We start from the raw sequence: 16,042 nt of genomic DNA, 5'->3' as shown, positions 1-16,042 counted from the left end.
TACACCGATCGCGTTGCGGGTTCAGGCAGTGATCTACCTCAACTGGCCTCGCGGTAGGGGTTACGCGGGTCCTGTGTCCAGTTCAGGTACGGTTTGCCGGTATCCTGCGCCTGCATCTCGATGCAGTTTTCAACCGGGCAGGTGATCTGGCACAGGTTGCAGCCCACGCATTCCTCCTCGATCACGCTGTAGGCATGGGTGCCATCTGCCTTCAGCGTGCTGGCAATGGCCTGGTGTGAGGTGTCCTCACAGGCAATGTGGCAGCGCCCACAGCCAATGCAGGCGTCCTGGTCGATGTGCGCCACCGATTTGTAGTTGATGTCCAGGTACTTCCAGTCGGTGGTGTGCCCTACCGCCTGGCCACGGAACGCCTCGAGGGTGCGATGCCCATGCTGGTCCATCCAGCGCGCCAGGCCGTCCTTCATGTCCTCGACAATGCGAAAGCCATGCAGCATCGCTGCCGTGCACACCTGGACGGCGCCACTGCCCAGGGCCATGAACTCCGCCGCATCACGCCAGTTGCCGATGCCGCCAATGCCGCAGATCGGTAGGCCACGCGTCTGCGGGTCGCGGGCAATTTCTGCCACCATGTTCAGGGCAATCGGCTTTACGGCCGAGCCGCAGTAACCGCCATGGGTGCTTTGGTCGCCGACGATGGGGTGGGCCACCATACGGTCCAGGTCGACGCTGGTGATGGAGTTGATGGTGTTGATCAACGACACCGCATCGGCCCCGCCACGGTGGGCGGCGCGGGCCGACTGACGGATGTCGGTGATGTTGGGCGTAAGCTTCACGATCACCGGCAGCGAGCAGTAGGTCTTGCACCAGCGGGTGACCAGCTCCACATACTCAGGCACCTGGCCGACCGCCGCACCCATGCCGCGCTCCGGCATGCCGTGCGGGCAGCCGAAGTTCAGCTCGATGCCATCGGCACCGGTGGCCTCTACCAGCGGCAGGATGAACTTCCACGAGTCCTCGACGCACGGCACCATCAGCGACACGATCAATGCCCGGTCGGGCCAGTCCTTCTTTACCTGGGTGATTTCACGCAGGTTGATTTCCAGCGAACGGTCGGTAATCAGCTCGATGTTGTTGATGCCCTGCACCAGGCGGTTGGCGCCGTAGTGCGCCGAGTAGCGCGACGACACGTTGACCGCTGCCGGGTCCTCGCCCAGGGTTTTCCAGACTACGCCGCCCCAGCCAGCCTCAAAGGCGCGGACCACGTTGTAGGCCTTGTCGGTTGGCGGTGCGGAAGCCAGCCAGAAAGGGTTGGGTGCCTTGATGCCGGCAAATACGATAGACAAGTCGGCCATTTACGCTGCCTCCACGTTGAGCATGAGTTGGGCATGGATGGCTTCGGCGGCCAGCTTGCCGTGCTGCACAGCCTGGACAGTGAGGTCCTGGCCCAGGGCCGTGCAGTCGCCGCCGGCATATACGCCCGGCAAGCTGGTCTGCAGGGTGTGGTCAACGCGGATGCGCTCACCGTCCCGGGCCAGTTGTGCAGCCACCGGGTCGACGAGGCAGGCATCGTCGAAGCGCTGGCCGATGGCCTTGAAGATGGCATCGGCCTGCAGCTCGAAGGTTTCGCCAGTGTCGCGCAGTCGGCCGTCCGTTAGTTCGGTGCGGGCAAAGCGCATGCCGCGCACCTTGCTGGCGTCATCCAGCAGCACGGCGTCGGGGCGCGCCCAGGTGTGCAGGCGCACCTGGTTAGCCTTGGCGATGTCCTGCTCGTGGCCGGTGGCGCCCATGTCGGCGTGGCCACGGCGGTACACCAGGTTGACGTCGCGGGCGCCCAGGCGGCTCATCTGCACCGCCATGTCGATGGCCGTGTTGCCGGCGCCGATGACCAGGCAGCGGTCGGCCAGCGGCAGCTGGCTCAGGTCGTCTGCCTGGCGCAGTTCACGGATGTACTCGGTGGCGGCGAGCAGGCCGGGTGCTTCCTCGTCTGGCAGGCCTAGCTGGCGCACGGCATTCAGGCCGAGGCCGAGGAACACCGCATCGTACTGGTCGCGCAGTTCGCCCAGGCTGAGGTTGCCGCCCAGGCGCTGGCCATGGCGTATTTCGATGCCGCCAATGCCCAGCAGGAACTCCACTTCCCGCTGGGCGTAGTCGTCGACCAGCTTGTAGCGGGCAATGCCGTACTCGTTGAGGCCGCCCGCCTTGTCGCTGGCCTCGAACACCACCACGTCATGCCCGTGCATGGCCAGGCGATGGGCGCAGGACAACCCGGCAGGCCCGGCGCCGACCACGGCGATGCGCTTGCCGGTAGCCGGTGAGCGCGTGAACGGGTGCTCGGTGAAATGCGCGTTGTCCAAGGCGTAGCGCTGCAACTGCCCGATCAATACGGGTGCACATTCCTGCGCGTTGTTGCGCACGCAGGCCTGCTGGCAGAGGATTTCGGTGGGGCACACGCGGGCGCAGCTGCCACCCAGGATGTTGGCCGAAAGGATGCGCTCGGCGGCACCTTGCAGGTTTTCATCGCTGATGCGGTGGATGAACGACGGGATGTCGATGTCGCTTGGGCACGCATTGACGCAGGGGGCGTCATAGCAGTACAGGCAGCGCGCGCTTTCGACGGCGGCCTGGCGAGCGGTGAGGGGTGGGGCCAGGTCGCTGAAGCGCTCGGCCAGCTGGTCGGCGCCGGCCCGGGGGCGCGGCAAGTGGTTCAGGGCGTCGATCACGGTTGTAGCCTCTCTCTTTATTATATTTGGCTTGCCGGCGATGGGCTGCGCAGCAGCCCCAATGGCCTCAGCGCTGAACGGGCGTCGGGCGCTGCTGTTCGGCGCGTCGCCCCAGCACCTCGTACACGGACGGATACGCCGGCCGTTCCACATACCGCCCCGCCCCGGCCTCGGCGCGCAGGTCACCATCGGCCCAGAGCACCTTGCCCTGGCTGATGGTGTGGCTGGGGACCCCGCGCACGGTGCGGCCTTCAAAGATATTGAAGTCCACCCGCTGGTGGTGGGTCTGGGCCGATAGAGTGCGAGTGCCCTGCGGGTCCCACAGCACCAGGTCGGCGTCGGCACCCACGCGGATGGCGCCCTTGCGTGGGAAAAGGTTGAAGATTTTTGCCGTGTTGGTGGAGGTCAGCGCAACGAACTCATGCATCGACAGGCGCCCGCTGTTGACACCGGCATCCCACAGCACTGCCATGCGGTCTTCGATGCCGGCGGTGCCGTTGGGGATGCGACTGAAGTCGTCGCGGCCCATGGCTTTCTGTTCGGCGCAGAAACAGCAGTGGTCGGTGGCCGTGGTGTGCAGGTTGCCCGACTGCAAGCCACGCCACAGCGCCTCCTGGTGCTCGCGCGGGCGGAACGGCGGGCTCATCACGTAGCCAGCGGCTGTGGCCCAGTCCGGGTCACGGTAGACGCTGTCGTCCAGCAGCAGGTGGCCGGGCAAGACTTCGCCGTAAACCGGCTGGCCCTTGGCGCGTGCATAGGTGATTTCATCCAGTGCTTCACGGCTGGAAATGTGCACCACATACAGCGGCGTACCGATGGTTTCGGCAATACGGATGGCGCGGCTGGCCGCTTCACCTTCCACTTGTGAAGGGCGCGAAAGGGGGTGGGCCTCTGGTCCGGTCAGGCCCTGGGCAAGCAGTTTTTTCTGCAGGTGGTACACCAGTTCGCCGTTCTCGGCATGCACGGTGGGCACCGCACCCAGTTGCAGGCAGCGCTCGAAGCTGGCCACCAGGGTGTCGTCGGCGGCCATGATTGCATTCTTGTAAGCCATGAAGTGCTTGAAGCTGTTCACCCCATGCTTGGCTACCAGTTCGCCCATTTCTTCAGCCACCTGTTCGCTCCACCAGGTGATGGCAACGTGGAAGCCGTAGTCGCTGGCGCTCTTCTGCGCCCAGCCGCGCCAGGTGTGGAAGGCCTCCAGCAATGACTGCTGCGGGTTGGGGATGACGAAGTCGATGATCGACGTGGTGCCGCCGGCAAGGCCCGCTGCGGTGCCGCTGAAGAAATCCTCGCTGGCCACGGTGCCCATGAATGGCAACTGCATGTGGGTATGCGGGTCGATGCCGCCGGGCATCAGGTACTGGCCGCTGCCGTCGAGGATTTCACAGTCGGTGGGCGGTTCGAGGTTTGGCCCGATGGCACGGATCAGGCCATCGACACACAGGACATCGGCGGGGTAACTCTCTTCGTGGGTGACCACGGTGGCGCCACGGATCAACAGGGACATGCCGTTTTTCCTCGCAGGCTGACCGGTCTGGGCCGGTTCTTGGAATTGTCTCGGGTGCAGGGCAGGCAGGGCGGTTAATCCTGTCAGACCTGACAAGATTCGAGGCTAGATGCTGATTTGGGAATCTTCAAGAAAATTTTCCTATTATTTTTGTGGTTTTTAACTGTTTGAAATTTAACACTTAATTTTTATTGACCTGCTGACTTCGGGGGTTTCAGGGGTTATTGACTGACTTGACAAGATGGAATTCTGGTCAAGATTTCTAAGCACCAATACGCGTGTGTACTCCGGCCATCGAATTAGCCCGATGAGCAAACAACTACAAGAAAATCTGGAGAAGGGCCCATGCAACAGAGCAGATCGGAAGTGGTCGAGCAGGATGGCCTGTTTGAGCTGTCCGAGGGCAGTGATGTCCTCGACAGCCCGCGCTACAACCACGACATCGCGCCGACCAAGGTGCACCAGCGCACCTGGAACAAATGGCACATCACTGCCCTGTGGGTGGGCATGTCCATTTGCGTACCCACCTACACCCTGGGTGGCGTGCTCACCGCCTACTTCGGCCTGAGCGTTGGCGAAGCGCTGCTGGCGATCCTGCTGGCCAACGTGATCGTGCTGATCCCGCTTACCCTCAACGCCTTCCCAGGCACCAAGTACGGCATCCCGTTCCCGGTGCTGCTGCGTTCGTCGTTCGGCATCCTGGGCTCCAACGTACCGTGCCTGATCCGCGCCGTGGTTGCCTGTGGCTGGTTTGGCATCCAGACCTTGTTCGGCGGCTTGGCCATTCACCTGTTCTTGGGTTCGGTGTTCGATGGCTGGAAGGCCTTGGCCGGTACTGGCGAGGTGATCGGCTTCATGATCTTCTGGTGCCTGAACCTGTGGGTGGTGCTGCGCGGCGCCGAGTCGATCAAGTGGCTGGAAACGCTCTCGGCACCGCTGCTGGTGGCGGTGGGTGTCGGGCTGCTGTTCTGGGCCCTGCCGCACATGTCGATGACCGAGCTGCTGGCGCAACCGCCCAAGCGGCCGGAAGGGGCGAGCGTGGTCAGTTACTTCTGCGCCGGGCTTACGGCCATGGTCGGCTTCTGGGCCACCTTGTCGCTGAATATTCCCGACTTCAGCCGTTACGCACGTAGCCAGAAAGACCAGATTCTTGGGCAGATCTTCGGCCTGCCGCTGACCATGTTCCTGTTCGCTTCGCTGGGTGTGGTGCTGACCGCCGCGTCGGCGTCTCTGGTGGGCGAGACGGTGTCCGACCCGGTCAGCCTGATCGGCAAAATCCACAGCCCGTTCTGGGTGGCCCTGGCCATGGCGCTGATCGTGATTGCCACACTGTCGACCAATACGGCGGCGAACATCGTGTCGCCGACCAACGACTTCCAGAACATTGCCCCACGCCTGATCGGGCGCAGCCGTGCGGTATGGCTGACCGGCTTTATCGGCCTGGCGCTGATGGGCCATGAACTGCTTAAGAAACTGGGCCTGATTGTCTCGGACCTGAGCCTGGAGAGCGTGTACTCCAACTGGCTGCTCGGTTACTCCAGCCTGCTCGGGCCGATTGCCGGGATCATGGTGGTGGACTACTTCCTGGTCCGTCGGCAGCAGCTGGACCTGGCCGGGTTGTACCGCGATGACGTCTACCCGGCGTGGAACTGGGCCGGGTTTGCCGCCTTTGCCTTGCCCGTGGGGCTGACGTTACTGGCGATTGGCAACAGCAGTTTCAGCTGGTTCTACGACTACGGCTGGTTTACCGGCTCGCTGCTGGGCGGCGCGCTGTACTACGTTCTCGCCGGTTTGGCTGTGGGAGCGGGTTCACCCGCGAAGAGGCCCGCACCGACCACAAAAAAAGCCTGAAGGAGAAACCCGTGACCCCAGTCAAAGAGATGCTTGAAACCACCGCCCGGCACGTCGACAGCAACCGCCTGTGGCAATCGCTGATGGACCTGGCCCGCCTCGGTGCCACCGCCAAGGGCGGTGTCTGCCGCCTGGCCCTGACCGACCTCGACCGCCAGGCCCGCGACCTGTTCGTGCAGTGGTGCGAGGCGGCCGGGTGTGAGGTCAGTGTCGACGGCGTCGGCAACATCTTCGCCCGCCGCCCGGGGCGTAACCCCAAGCTGCCCCCGGTGATGACCGGCAGCCATATCGACACCCAGCCCACGGGCGGCAAGTTCGATGGCTGCTTCGGTGTGATGGCCGGGCTGGAGGTGATCCGTACGCTGAACGACCTGGGCGTGGAAACCGAAGCACCGCTGGAAGTGGTGGTGTGGACCAACGAAGAGGGCTCGCGCTTTGCACCGTGCATGATGGGTTCAGGCGTGTTCGCCGGCAAGTTCAGCCTGGCGGAAACCCTGGCCAAGCGCGATGCCCAGGGTATCAGCGTGGGTGAAGCCTTGAACGCCATCGGCTACGCCGGTACGCGCGCGGTGCTGGGCCATCCGGTTGGGGCTTATTTCGAAGCCCATATCGAACAGGGCCCGATCCTTGAGGACCAGGCCAAGACCATCGGCGTGGTGCTCGGAGCGCTGGGGCAGAAGTGGTTCGACCTGACCCTGCGCGGCGTCGAAGCCCACGCGGGCCCGACACCCATGCACCTGCGCAAGGACGCCCTGGTCGGCGCTGCCGCCGTGGTGGAGGCGGTCAACCATACCGCCCTCGGCCACCAGCCCCATGCCTGTGGCACTGTGGGTTGCCTGCAGGCGTATCCAGGCTCGCGTAACGTGATCCCGGGTGAGGTGCGCATGACCCTGGACTTCCGCCACCTGGAGGGCGAGCAACTGAGTGCGATGATCGCCGAGGTGCGCGGGGTGATCGAGGCAACCTGTACCAAGCATGGCTTGAGCCACGAACTGGTGCCTACGGCCGACTTCCCGGCATTGTACTTCGACAAAGGCTGTGTCGATGCCGTGCGCGCCTCGGCGCAGGCGCTGGGGTTGCCGCACATGGACATTGTCAGTGGCGCGGGGCATGACGCGATCTTCCTGGCCGAACTAGGGCCAGCGGGGATGATTTTCGTGCCCTGCGAAAACGGCATCAGCCACAACGAAATCGAGAACGCCACGCCCGATGACCTGGCGGCGGGCTGCGCAGTGTTGCTGCGGGCGATGCTGGCGGCGTCGGAGGCGATTGCCAGCGGGCGCTTGGCGGCCTAGCACCTCGGGCATCAGGCGACCGCGCTTTTTGTGGGAGCGGCCTTGTGTCGCGATCGGGCTGCGCAGCAGCCCCAGGGTTTGGAAGTAAACGCTGATATCGCTGGGGCTGCTGTGCAGCCCGATCGCGACACAAGGCCGCTCCTACAGGGACCGCGCTGCTGGTGCTGGTTGTGTGAGGCCTTCCACAAACGCCGCAATCTGCCGGTCACCACGCAGATGCACAACCGGCACCTGCGGGCCGATTGCCTGGCGGTTGGCTTCGATACCTAGCCGATAGCCCCGGTCGAACGTCCACACAAACTTCAGGAAGGTCAGAAACGCCCGGTCCAGCCGCTCGGTACACCCAGCCGGCAGGTCTGGCCGTGGCTTGTTCAGCACACTGCGCAGGATGACCCGCTTCAGGCATGTCAACCGTGGTGTATCCAGCCAGATAACCAGGTCGGCCCGTGGCAAGCGCAGGTCGAAGGTGCGGCGGCTGTAGTTGCCCTCGCATACCCACGCTTGCCCGCTAACCGCATCGCGTACCCGGCTGCGAAAGGTCTCGGCATCCGGCTCTACCCAGCCGGCCTCCCAGAACAACGTGTCAAGGTGTACCACCGACGCCCCCAGGCGGGCGCCGATCTGCCGGGCCAGGGTCGATTTGCCACTGCCGGCGTTGCCCAGAATCACGATGCGTTGCATGACCAAGTCCTTTTGGAAAAACCGGCCATGTTAATTCATCCGGTCAGCTCAAGACAGCCATCCCGGCCAAGGTGATAGCGCTGCAGGTCCTGCGCCAGGGTCAGGTGCCCGCTGTAGTGGACGAGGGCTTCGTCACGCACGTTGTCGATATTCGGGCTGCGCCTTGGGTCGCTCTGGTAGCGGGCGCTGAAATGCGTCAGCACCAGGTTGCGCACGCCCGCCGCTTCGGCAAAGCGCGCCACCGCCGCTGCAGTACTATGGCCGAAGGTGACCCCGGTGCGTTCGACCACGGCCTGGGTGAACGTGGCTTCGTGCACCAGCACATCCGCGCCTTGGGCAGCGTCGGCCAGCAGCTCGGGGGTATCGTTGTCGCCGCACACGATCACCCGCCGCGGTGGCCGGGAAGGGCGCAGGTAGTCGTTGCCATTCAGCAACTGCTCGCCATGCTGCACCGTCAAACCCCTGGCCAGCTCGCCCCACAGCGGGCCACGCGGTATGCCTTCGGCTTCCAGGCGGGGGATGTCCAGGCGCGGTTCGGGGTTGAGTTCGGTGAATATGAACCCGACGCTCGGAACGCGGTGTGACAGCTGAACGGTGGTTACCTGCAGAGTATCGTTGCGCCATTCGACCAGATCTTCCACGGCCAGCAGGCGCAGTTCGAACGGCAGGAAGGTATCGCTGGCGGCCAGGCCCTGGCGTACCCAGTCATGCAGCGCGGCGGGCAGGATCAGTTCCAGCGGCTGCGTACGCCCGCTCATGCCGGCACTGGCCAGCAGGCCGGGCAGGCCGAAGCAATGATCGCCGTGCACGTGGGTGATGAAAATGGCGCGCAGGTCGCGGATCGACAGCGGGGTGCGCAGCAGCTGGTGCTGGGTGCCTTCGCCGCAGTCGACCAGGTACCAGCCGCTGCCACTGGCTTCGATCACCGCCGTGGCGCTGACATTGCGTGCCTTGGTGGGCACCCCGGCGCAGGTGCCGAGGAACAGCAGGTCCATGTGCAACCTCCTTGATTCAGCCCAGCAGCGGTTTCAGGAAGCTGCGCTCGTAGCTGAGGATGAAGCGTTGCTCTGTAGCTGTGGCTACTGCAGCGATGCATTCCGGGTCGGTTTCAGCCTGTCTGCGGTACTGCTCGTAGGCCGCCAGGCTGGGGAAGCTGAACAGGCAGTACGCGATGTTGTTAGCGCCCTCAGCAGGCAGGAAGTAGCCGTGATGCTGGCCGCCCATGCGCGTGACGAGGCCTATCCACTGGCGTGAATAGGCCTCGAACGCAGGCAGCTGGTAAGGGTCGACGATGTATTTGACGTGGCAGGTGATCAATGTGCTCGCTCCTTCGAGGTATGACGGGCGCACACCTTAGCCGCATTGCGGCCTGCCGTCGACGGCCTGCTAGTCTCCCTGCCGCCAAATGAGCTTGCTGGTGTCATAACCTTGCTCCCGGGCGATGGTCAGCAGTTGCTCGCGCTGCTGGTCGGTGACCGCAGGCGTGCGTGAAAGCAGCCACAGGTACTCGCGGTTGGGGTGGCCCACCAGCGCCACCCGGTAATCCTTGTCGTGATACAGCACCCAGTACTCGCCCTTGGTCAGGCCCGGTGCCAGGCGGCTGAACCAGTTGTCGAAGCGCACCCACAGCTTGTCGGTGCTGCCCGGCTGCTGGGCCTCGGCGATGCCCTTGGCTTCGTTCCACTGGCCGTCCTTTTCCTTGCAGCGGTTGGTCACGTCGATCCGGCCATCCGGGCGCAGGCCATAGTGCGCCTCGGACTGCACGCAGTTGCGCTGGAAGAACATCGGCAGCCGGCCCAGTTCATACCAGGTGCCCTGGTAGCGTTGCAGGTCGACCTGCTGGGTGCGCGGCGGTGCCGGTTGATCGTTGCCGGCGCAGCCGAGCAGCGCCAGGGTCATGCAGGAAAGCAGCAGCGTAGTGCGCAGCGCCATGGTTGACCTCCTTGGAGCGGATAGGGGCTTCCTGTGTTTCGATGCCTGCGCGGGGCAAAAGTTGTATGGGATTACACCGTGTCGAATGAACCGGTCTGCACCTGGCCTGCGCGCACGTAGCGGCTGATGATCACGCCCTTGGGCGAGACTTGCGACTGCTGCAAGGTAAAGGCCGCTGCTGCTGCGTCATGACCGAACAGGCGTTTGCCTTGGCCGAGCAGCAGCGGGTGGATCAGCAGTTGCAGTTCATCTACCAGGTCTGCCGCCAGCAGTTGCTGCACCAGTTCGGCGCTGCCCTGGGTCAGCAGGTTGGCGCCGTCCCGTTGCTTGAGCGAGCGTACTGCAGCGGCGATGTCCGCGCCGAGGGCGTGGCTGTTGTGCCAGTCGAGGGTGGCAGGGGTGTGGGTGGCCACATGTTTGGGCACGCTGTTGAACAGGTTGGCGATGGAGAAGTCTTCGGCGTTGTCTTTGATGTTTGGCCAATAGCCGGCAAAAATGTCGTAGGTGCGCCGGCCCAACAGCAGCTCAAAGGGCTGGCTGAACAATGCCTGCATGGCCTGGCCAAACACTTCCTCGGCGTAGGGCACGATCCAGCCGCCGTAGGCGAAACCGCCGCTGGTGTCTTCCTGCGGGCCGCCGGGAGCTTGCATCACGCCGTCGAGGCTGATGAAGGCGGCTACGATGAGTTTGCGCATGGGGACTCTCCTGTTGGCAGCCCGGTGGCTGCTTTCATGGGTAGTCGAATGGCACCAGGCAGAATCGACACAGGTCTCGAAAGCGATGCAGTTCCTGTGTAGGAGCGGCCTTGTGTCGCGAACGGGCTGCGAAGCAGCCCCGGCAATTTGTGCATTTGCGCTGAAATCCCGGGGCTGCTTCGCAGCCCGTTCGCGACACAAGGCCGCCCCTACAAGAGACTGCATTAGCCGATCAGGTGGGGCCAGTGCAGGTTTACGTCACAGCCAGTAGGTCACCGCCCACCAACCCAGCCCACCCATCACCACGGTATAGGGCAAGGCCATCCACACCATCCGCCCATACGACAGCCGGATCAGCGGCGCAATCGCCGAGGTCAGCAGGAACAGGAACGCTGCCTGCCCATTCGGCGTTGCCACGCTGGGCAGGTTGGTGCCGGTGTTGATCGCCACCGCCAGCGTTTCGAAATGCTCGCGGCTCATGCTGCCATTGAGAAACGCCTGCTTCACTTCGGTTATGTAGATGGTGGCGACAAACACGTTGTCGCTGATTGCCGACAGTAAACCGTTGGCCAGGTAGAGCATGCCCGGTTGCTGCTCGGCCGGCAGTGTCAGCACCCAGCTGATCAATGGGCTGAACAGCTGCTGCTGGTGAATCACCGCGACCACGGCGAAGAACACCACCAGCAACGAGGTAAATGGCATGGCGTCCTGGAAGGCGCGGCCCAGGCGGTGCTCGTCGGTGATGCCGGTAAAGGCGGTGATCAGCACGATCACCATCAGGCCGATCAGGCCAACCTCGGCCACATGCAGCCCCAGGCAGACGATCAATATCAGCGCCGCAAACCCTTGCACCCACAGCGCGATGCGCTGGGCCTGGGTACGTGCCGCATCGTCTTCGGCCGCATAGGCGGCCAGCACCTGGCGCACCGGCTCGGGCATCACGGTGCCGTAGCCGAACAGGCGCAGTTTTTCCAGCAGCACACAGGTCAGCAGGCCGGCACCCAGCACTGGCAGCGACACAGGTGCCACCTTGAAGAAGAAGTCGGCGAAGTGCCAACCCATCTCGTGGCCGATCAGCAGGTTCTGTGGCTCGCCCACCAACGTGCACACGCCACCCAGGGCGGTACCCACTGCGCCGTGCATCAGCAGGCTACGCAGGAAGTCGCGGAACTGGTCGAGGTCTTGGCGGTGCAGGTGGGCGATCTGCTGGTCGCTGTCCAGCGCGCTTTCCTCGCGTGGGTTGGCGCCAGACGCGACGCGGTGGTACACGGCGTAGAAGCCGACCGCAGCGCTGATGATCACCGCCGTCACGGTCAGCGCATCGAGAAACGCCGACAGAAACGCCGACAGCACGCAGAACAGCAACGCCAGAATTGCCTTCGAGCGCACCCCGAGCAAAATGCGCGAGAACAGGAACAGCAGCAGCTCCTTCATGAAATGGATGCCGGCGACCATGAACATCAGCAGCAGGATCACCGGGAAGTTGTGTTGCAGTTCCTCATACAGCGCCTGTGGCGTGGTCATCTGCAACAGCAAGGCTTCGATCAGCAGCAGGCCGCCCGGCATCAGCGGGTAACACTTCAGCGCCATGCCCAAAGTGAAAATGAACTCGAGCACCAGCGCCCAGCCGGCTGCAACCGGGCCAACGGTAACCAGCAGCAGCGGGTTGAGCACCAGGAACAGGCAGATGACCACCTTGTACCAAAGCGGCGACTGGCCCAGAAAACCATGGGCGAGGGCGCCGGACAGGGAGCGTGGCATGAATATGTATCCTTATGATTCGGCGATGGCGCACGGTGCCGGATTGGCGCGTCTTAGGCAAGGCGTGGAGTCCCGTTTTTGGCACAAGTACGGCCATCGGGCTGGGTTACCATCCACGCCATGAATCCTTCACCCGCAGGAGTGCCGCCCGTGACCGAGTACAGTGCGTTCAAGGTTGAACTGACCGACAACATCGCCCACGTTCAGATCAATCGCCCGGAAAAGGTCAACGCGATGAACGCGGCCTTCTGGGAAGAGATCATCGCTATCTTCCAGTGGATCGACGACACCGATGCCGTGCGGGCGGTAGTGATCAGTGGTGCCGGCAAGCATTTTTCCGCAGGCATCGACCTCATGATGCTGGCCTCGCTGGCTGGGCAAATGGGCAAGGACGTGGGGCGCAATGCGCGCTTTCTGCGTAGCACCATCCAGCGCCTGCAAGCCTCGTTCACCGCCGTCGACAAATGCCGCAAACCCGTATTGGCGGCCGTGCAGGGTTACTGTATCGGCGGCGCCATCGACCTCATCTCGGCGTGCGACATGCGTTACTGCAGCAGCGACGCGCAGTTCTCGATCAAGGAAATCGACATGGGCATGGCCGCCGACGTCGGCACACTGCAACGTTTGCCACGTATCATTGGCGACGGCATCATGCGTGAGCTGGCCTTCACCGGGCGCAACGTTGCGGCCGACGAGGCCCTGCGCATCGGCTTGGTCAACCGGGTCTATGATGATCAGGCCGCACTGATGGACGGTGTCTTTGCCATCGCCCGCGAGATTGCTGCAAAATCACCGATCGCCGTGGCCGGCACCAAGGAAATGCTCAGCTACATGCGTGACCATCGCATTGACGATGGCCTGGACTACATCGCCACCTGGAACGCCGCGATGCTGCAGTCCGAAGACCTGCGCGTGGCCGTGGCGGCGCACATGAGCAAACAGAAACCGACGTTCGCCGACTGATCGGGCCGGGGGACGCGCAGTCAAGGAATCTCCCGACATGTCAGCACGCTGGACTACTGCAGTACTCGACCCGCAGATCACCGGGGGTGTGGCCGTGGCCCGCAGCCCGGAAGGGTTTCTGGTGGACGACAACGGCGCGCTGTTCCCCCGCGACTGGCTGAAGCGCCAGGACCTCGATGTGCTGTGCGAGCATGGCATCGGCCACTTTGACGGCCAGCCGGTATTTTTGCTGGAACTGCGCAGCGCCACCGATGTGCCCGGCTGCAGCTGGCGTGGGCTGCGTGCGTTCATGCTCGAAGGCGACTTCGACACCTACAAAGTACTGGGTTACGCCGCGCAGATCGGCACCTGGGCCCGCGAGCACCGTTTCTGCGGCAGCTGTGGCCAGGCGATGACACAAATTCACTGGGAGCGGGCGATGTACTGCCAGCCGTGCGACCTGCGCAGCTACCCGCGTATTTCGCCGAGCATGATCGTGCTGGTGACCCGTGGTGATGAAATCTTGCTGGCGCGCTCGCCGCGCTTCGTCACCGGTGTGTACAGCACCCTGGCGGGTTTTGCCGAGCCGGGTGAGTCGGCCGAAGACTGCCTGGTGCGCGAAGTGCGCGAGGAAGTGGCCGTGGACGTGCAGAATATCCAGTACGTCGGCAGCCAGTGCTGGCCGTTCCCGCATTCCATGATGCTGGGTTTCCATGCCGAATATGCCGGGGGCGAGATAGTCATGCAGCCGGACGAGATCGAGGATGCCCAGTGGTTCAGCGTCCACGACCTGCCGCCGCTGCCGGCCGGGCGGTCCATTGCCCGGTACCTGATCGATCTGTATGTGGCCAGGCGTTTAGGCTTGCCCGAACCAGTGCTGCCACGCTAGGCGCACAGTCAGTGCCAGCACCACGGTGATGAACACCGGGCGGATGAATTTGCTGCCGCCGCTGATCGCCGTGCGTGCGCCGAAGAAGGCGCCCACCATGACCGACAGGCCCATGCACAGGCCGACGATGTAATCCACCTGCCCGGAAATGACGAACACCGTCAGCGCCGCGATGTTGCTGACGAAGTTCATGCTGCGCGCCACCCCGCTGGCGCGGACCAGGTCGATGGGGTACAGCAGCAGGGTGCTGACCGTCCAGAACGCTCCGGTGCCTGGCCCTGCGACGCCGTCGTAGAAGCCCAGGGTGAAGCCTTGCGGTACCTGCCACTTCTTCTTGATGGGTGCATCGGCATCCAGCGGGGCCTTGGGTGTGCCGCCGAACAGCAGGTAGATGCCACAGGCGAAGACGATTACCGGCAGCATCTTGTTCAGCCATTCGGCTGGCATGTAGTGGGCGATGACCGCGCCGAGCAACGCCCCGGTCAAGGTGGCGAACAACGCCGGGCGCCACTGCGCCGGGTGGAACAGTTTGCGCTTGTAGTAGGTGAAACCTGCGGTGGCCGAACCGAAGGTGGAACTGAGTTTGTTGGTGCCCAGCACCAGGTGCGGTGGCATGCCGGCGGTGAGCAGGGCCGGGGTGGTGAGCAGGCCCCCGCCACCGGCGATGGCATCGATGAAACCGGCGACGAAGGCGACCAGGGCCAGAATCAGCAGGGTTAAGGGTTCTACGGTGAGTTCGAAGGGCATGGGGGTCTTGGCAGGCAGGGAGGCAAGGTGCGGCAAAAGGCCGCGCTAGAAGGGTGACATGGTAATCCTGGGAGGGGTGTGTTGCCAGTGGCGGCCTCTTCGCGGGTAAACCCGCTCCCACAGGTTCAGCGTCGAACCTGTGGAAGCGCTGTACCTGTGGGAGCGGGTTTACCCGCGAAAGGGCCGTTACAGGTGATCACATCAGCTACGGATAAACGCCAGCAAATCCGCATTGATCACATCGGCATGGGTAGTCGGCATGCCATGCGGGTAACCTTCGTAGGTTTTCAACGTGCCATTGGGCAGCAGCTTCGCCGAAAGCACCCCAGAGTTTTCATACGGCACGATCTGGTCATCGTCCCCATGCATCACCAGTACCGGCTGGTTTATGCCTTTGAGGTCTTCGGTGAAATCGGTCTGGGAAAACGCCACGATGCCATCGTAATGGGCCTTGGCGCTGCCGATCATGCCCTGGCGCCACCAGTTGGCGATGATGCCCTCGCTGGCTTCGACACCGGGGCGGTTGTAGCCGTAGAACGGCCCGGCCGGTACATCCCGGTAAAACTGCGCACGGTTGTTGGCGACCTGGGCCTGGAAGTCATCGAACACCGACTTGGGCAGGCCGCCAGGGTTGTCGGGCGTTTGCACCATCAGTGGCGGCACGGCGGCGATCAGCACCGCTTTGGCCACCTTGTCCTGAGGGTAGCGGGCCATGTAACGCACCACCTCGCCACCGCCGGTGGAGTGGCCGACATGCACGGCGCCCTGGACACCCAGGTGGGCAACCACGGCTGCCACATCATCGGCGTAGTGGTCCATGTCGTGGCCGTCCCATACCTGGCTGGAACGGCCATGACCACGCCGGTCATGGGCTACAACGCGGTAGCCCTGGGCGAGAAAGAACAGCATCTGGGCATCCCAGTCATCTGCGCTCAGCGGCCAGCCGTGGTGGAAGTGAATGACCGGGGCGTCGCGTGGGCCCCAGTCCTTGTAGAAAATCTGCACGCCGTCCTTCGTGGTTACATGGCTCATGATCGTGTCTCCTGTCTGCAGGAACCGAA

15 protein-coding genes are annotated in these 16,042 nt (G+C 63.6%); 4 read left to right on the top strand and 11 right to left on the bottom strand.

What is annotated here, in order from left to right:
- Window positions 1-38 precede the first annotated feature (38 nt).
- The 3 genes from preA to hydA all read right to left on the bottom strand — a co-directional run bounded on the left by preA (window position 39) and on the right by hydA (window position 4,188).
- Window positions 39-1,313 (bottom strand): NAD-dependent dihydropyrimidine dehydrogenase subunit PreA, encoded by a 1,275-nt coding sequence (gene preA, locus CKW35_RS08000; protein WP_023047434.1) that lies wholly within the window; start codon window positions 1,311-1,313, stop codon window positions 39-41.
- On the bottom strand, window positions 1,314-2,681 hold the full coding sequence (locus CKW35_RS07995; RefSeq protein ID WP_095115625.1) for an NAD(P)-dependent oxidoreductase: 1,368 nt from the start codon (window positions 2,679-2,681) through the stop codon (window positions 1,314-1,316).
- Window positions 2,682-2,748: 67 nt separating this feature from the next.
- Complete coding sequence (gene hydA, locus CKW35_RS07990; RefSeq protein ID WP_016488147.1) at window positions 2,749-4,188, bottom strand: dihydropyrimidinase; 1,440 nt, start codon at window positions 4,186-4,188, stop codon at window positions 2,749-2,751.
- A 345-nt stretch (window positions 4,189-4,533) separates the two neighbouring features.
- On the opposite strand from hydA, the gene CKW35_RS07980 reads away from it, so the two are divergent.
- Window positions 4,534-6,039 (top strand): NCS1 family nucleobase:cation symporter-1, encoded by a 1,506-nt coding sequence (locus tag CKW35_RS07980; RefSeq protein WP_016488146.1) that lies wholly within the window; start codon window positions 4,534-4,536, stop codon window positions 6,037-6,039.
- 29 nt (window positions 6,040-6,068) lie between these two features.
- A complete protein-coding gene (locus tag CKW35_RS07975) occupies window positions 6,069-7,334 on the top strand; it encodes a Zn-dependent hydrolase (RefSeq protein WP_269803297.1) in 1,266 nt (421 codons plus the stop codon).
- A gap of 141 nt (window positions 7,335-7,475) precedes the next feature.
- On the opposite strand, the gene CKW35_RS07970 is transcribed toward CKW35_RS07975, so the two are convergent.
- The 6 genes from CKW35_RS07970 to nhaB all read right to left on the bottom strand — a co-directional run bounded on the left by CKW35_RS07970 (window position 7,476) and on the right by nhaB (window position 12,403).
- The gene (locus tag CKW35_RS07970) at window positions 7,476-8,015 is read right to left on the bottom strand and encodes an AAA family ATPase (protein WP_095115623.1); all 540 of its coding nucleotides are present in this window, start codon (window positions 8,013-8,015) and stop codon (window positions 7,476-7,478) included.
- Window positions 8,016-8,050: 35 nt separating this feature from the next.
- On the bottom strand, window positions 8,051-9,010 hold the full coding sequence (locus tag CKW35_RS07965; protein ID WP_016488143.1) for an MBL fold metallo-hydrolase: 960 nt from the start codon (window positions 9,008-9,010) through the stop codon (window positions 8,051-8,053).
- Window positions 9,011-9,026: 16 nt separating this feature from the next.
- On the bottom strand, window positions 9,027-9,332 hold the full coding sequence (locus CKW35_RS07960; RefSeq protein WP_016488142.1) for an NIPSNAP family protein: 306 nt from the start codon (window positions 9,330-9,332) through the stop codon (window positions 9,027-9,029).
- Between the two features lie 69 nt (window positions 9,333-9,401).
- Window positions 9,402-9,947 (bottom strand): lipocalin family protein, encoded by a 546-nt coding sequence (locus CKW35_RS07955; protein WP_016488141.1) that lies wholly within the window; start codon window positions 9,945-9,947, stop codon window positions 9,402-9,404.
- 71 nt (window positions 9,948-10,018) lie between these two features.
- Window positions 10,019-10,642, bottom strand: coding sequence for a dihydrofolate reductase family protein (locus CKW35_RS07950; protein WP_016488140.1), 624 nt, complete (start codon window positions 10,640-10,642; stop codon window positions 10,019-10,021).
- A 258-nt stretch (window positions 10,643-10,900) separates the two neighbouring features.
- The gene (nhaB, locus tag CKW35_RS07945; RefSeq protein ID WP_060517036.1) at window positions 10,901-12,403 is read right to left on the bottom strand and encodes a sodium/proton antiporter NhaB; all 1,503 of its coding nucleotides are present in this window, start codon (window positions 12,401-12,403) and stop codon (window positions 10,901-10,903) included.
- A gap of 150 nt (window positions 12,404-12,553) precedes the next feature.
- Here nhaB and CKW35_RS07940 point away from each other — a divergent pair, with 150 nt between their 5' ends.
- Together CKW35_RS07940 and nudC are read left to right on the top strand one after the other, a co-directional pair.
- On the top strand, window positions 12,554-13,366 hold the full coding sequence (locus tag CKW35_RS07940) for a crotonase/enoyl-CoA hydratase family protein (RefSeq protein ID WP_095115622.1): 813 nt from the start codon (window positions 12,554-12,556) through the stop codon (window positions 13,364-13,366).
- Between the two features lie 37 nt (window positions 13,367-13,403).
- On the top strand, window positions 13,404-14,234 hold the full coding sequence (nudC, locus tag CKW35_RS07935) for an NAD(+) diphosphatase (protein WP_016488137.1): 831 nt from the start codon (window positions 13,404-13,406) through the stop codon (window positions 14,232-14,234).
- On the opposite strand, the gene CKW35_RS07930 is transcribed toward nudC, so the two are convergent.
- Together CKW35_RS07930 and CKW35_RS07925 are read right to left on the bottom strand one after the other, a co-directional pair.
- Entirely contained in the window at window positions 14,202-14,981 is a 780-nt protein-coding gene (locus tag CKW35_RS07930) for a TSUP family transporter (RefSeq protein WP_024717416.1), read from the bottom strand. The two genes, nudC and CKW35_RS07930, sit on opposite strands and share 33 nt — an antisense overlap.
- A gap of 201 nt (window positions 14,982-15,182) precedes the next feature.
- On the bottom strand, window positions 15,183-16,013 hold the full coding sequence (locus CKW35_RS07925; protein ID WP_016488135.1) for an alpha/beta fold hydrolase: 831 nt from the start codon (window positions 16,011-16,013) through the stop codon (window positions 15,183-15,185).
- Between the last annotated feature and the right edge of the window lie 29 nt (window positions 16,014-16,042).

Source organism: Pseudomonas sp. Irchel 3F3 (genome assembly GCF_900187545.1).
GTDB classification, from domain to species: domain Bacteria; phylum Pseudomonadota; class Gammaproteobacteria; order Pseudomonadales; family Pseudomonadaceae; genus Aquipseudomonas; species Aquipseudomonas fortuita.
The sequence above is the reverse complement of the archived record's forward strand: the minus strand, read 5'-3'. Positions and strand labels throughout refer to the sequence as shown.

Bases quoted from the DNA above. Each gene is read 5' to 3' on its own strand.
- preA (WP_023047434.1), bottom strand. From the start codon at position 1,313: ATGGCCGACTTGTCTATCGTATTTGCCGGCATCAAGGCACCCAACCCT.
- hydA (WP_016488147.1), bottom strand. From the start codon at position 4,188: ATGTCCCTGTTGATCCGTGGCGCCACCGTGGTCACCCACGAAGAGAGT.
- CKW35_RS07980 (WP_016488146.1), top strand. From the start codon at position 4,534: ATGCAACAGAGCAGATCGGAAGTGGTCGAGCAGGATGGCCTGTTTGAG.
- CKW35_RS07975 (WP_269803297.1), top strand. From the start codon at position 6,069: ATGCTTGAAACCACCGCCCGGCACGTCGACAGCAACCGCCTGTGGCAA.
- CKW35_RS07970 (WP_095115623.1), bottom strand. From the start codon at position 8,015: ATGCAACGCATCGTGATTCTGGGCAACGCCGGCAGTGGCAAATCGACC.
- CKW35_RS07965 (WP_016488143.1), bottom strand. From the start codon at position 9,010: ATGGACCTGCTGTTCCTCGGCACCTGCGCCGGGGTGCCCACCAAGGCA.
- CKW35_RS07955 (WP_016488141.1), bottom strand. From the start codon at position 9,947: ATGGCGCTGCGCACTACGCTGCTGCTTTCCTGCATGACCCTGGCGCTG.
- CKW35_RS07950 (WP_016488140.1), bottom strand. From the start codon at position 10,642: ATGCGCAAACTCATCGTAGCCGCCTTCATCAGCCTCGACGGCGTGATG.
- nhaB (WP_060517036.1), bottom strand. From the start codon at position 12,403: ATGCCACGCTCCCTGTCCGGCGCCCTCGCCCATGGTTTTCTGGGCCAG.
- nudC (WP_016488137.1), top strand. From the start codon at position 13,404: ATGTCAGCACGCTGGACTACTGCAGTACTCGACCCGCAGATCACCGGG.
- CKW35_RS07930 (WP_024717416.1), bottom strand. From the start codon at position 14,981: ATGCCCTTCGAACTCACCGTAGAACCCTTAACCCTGCTGATTCTGGCC.
- CKW35_RS07925 (WP_016488135.1), bottom strand. From the start codon at position 16,013: ATGAGCCATGTAACCACGAAGGACGGCGTGCAGATTTTCTACAAGGAC.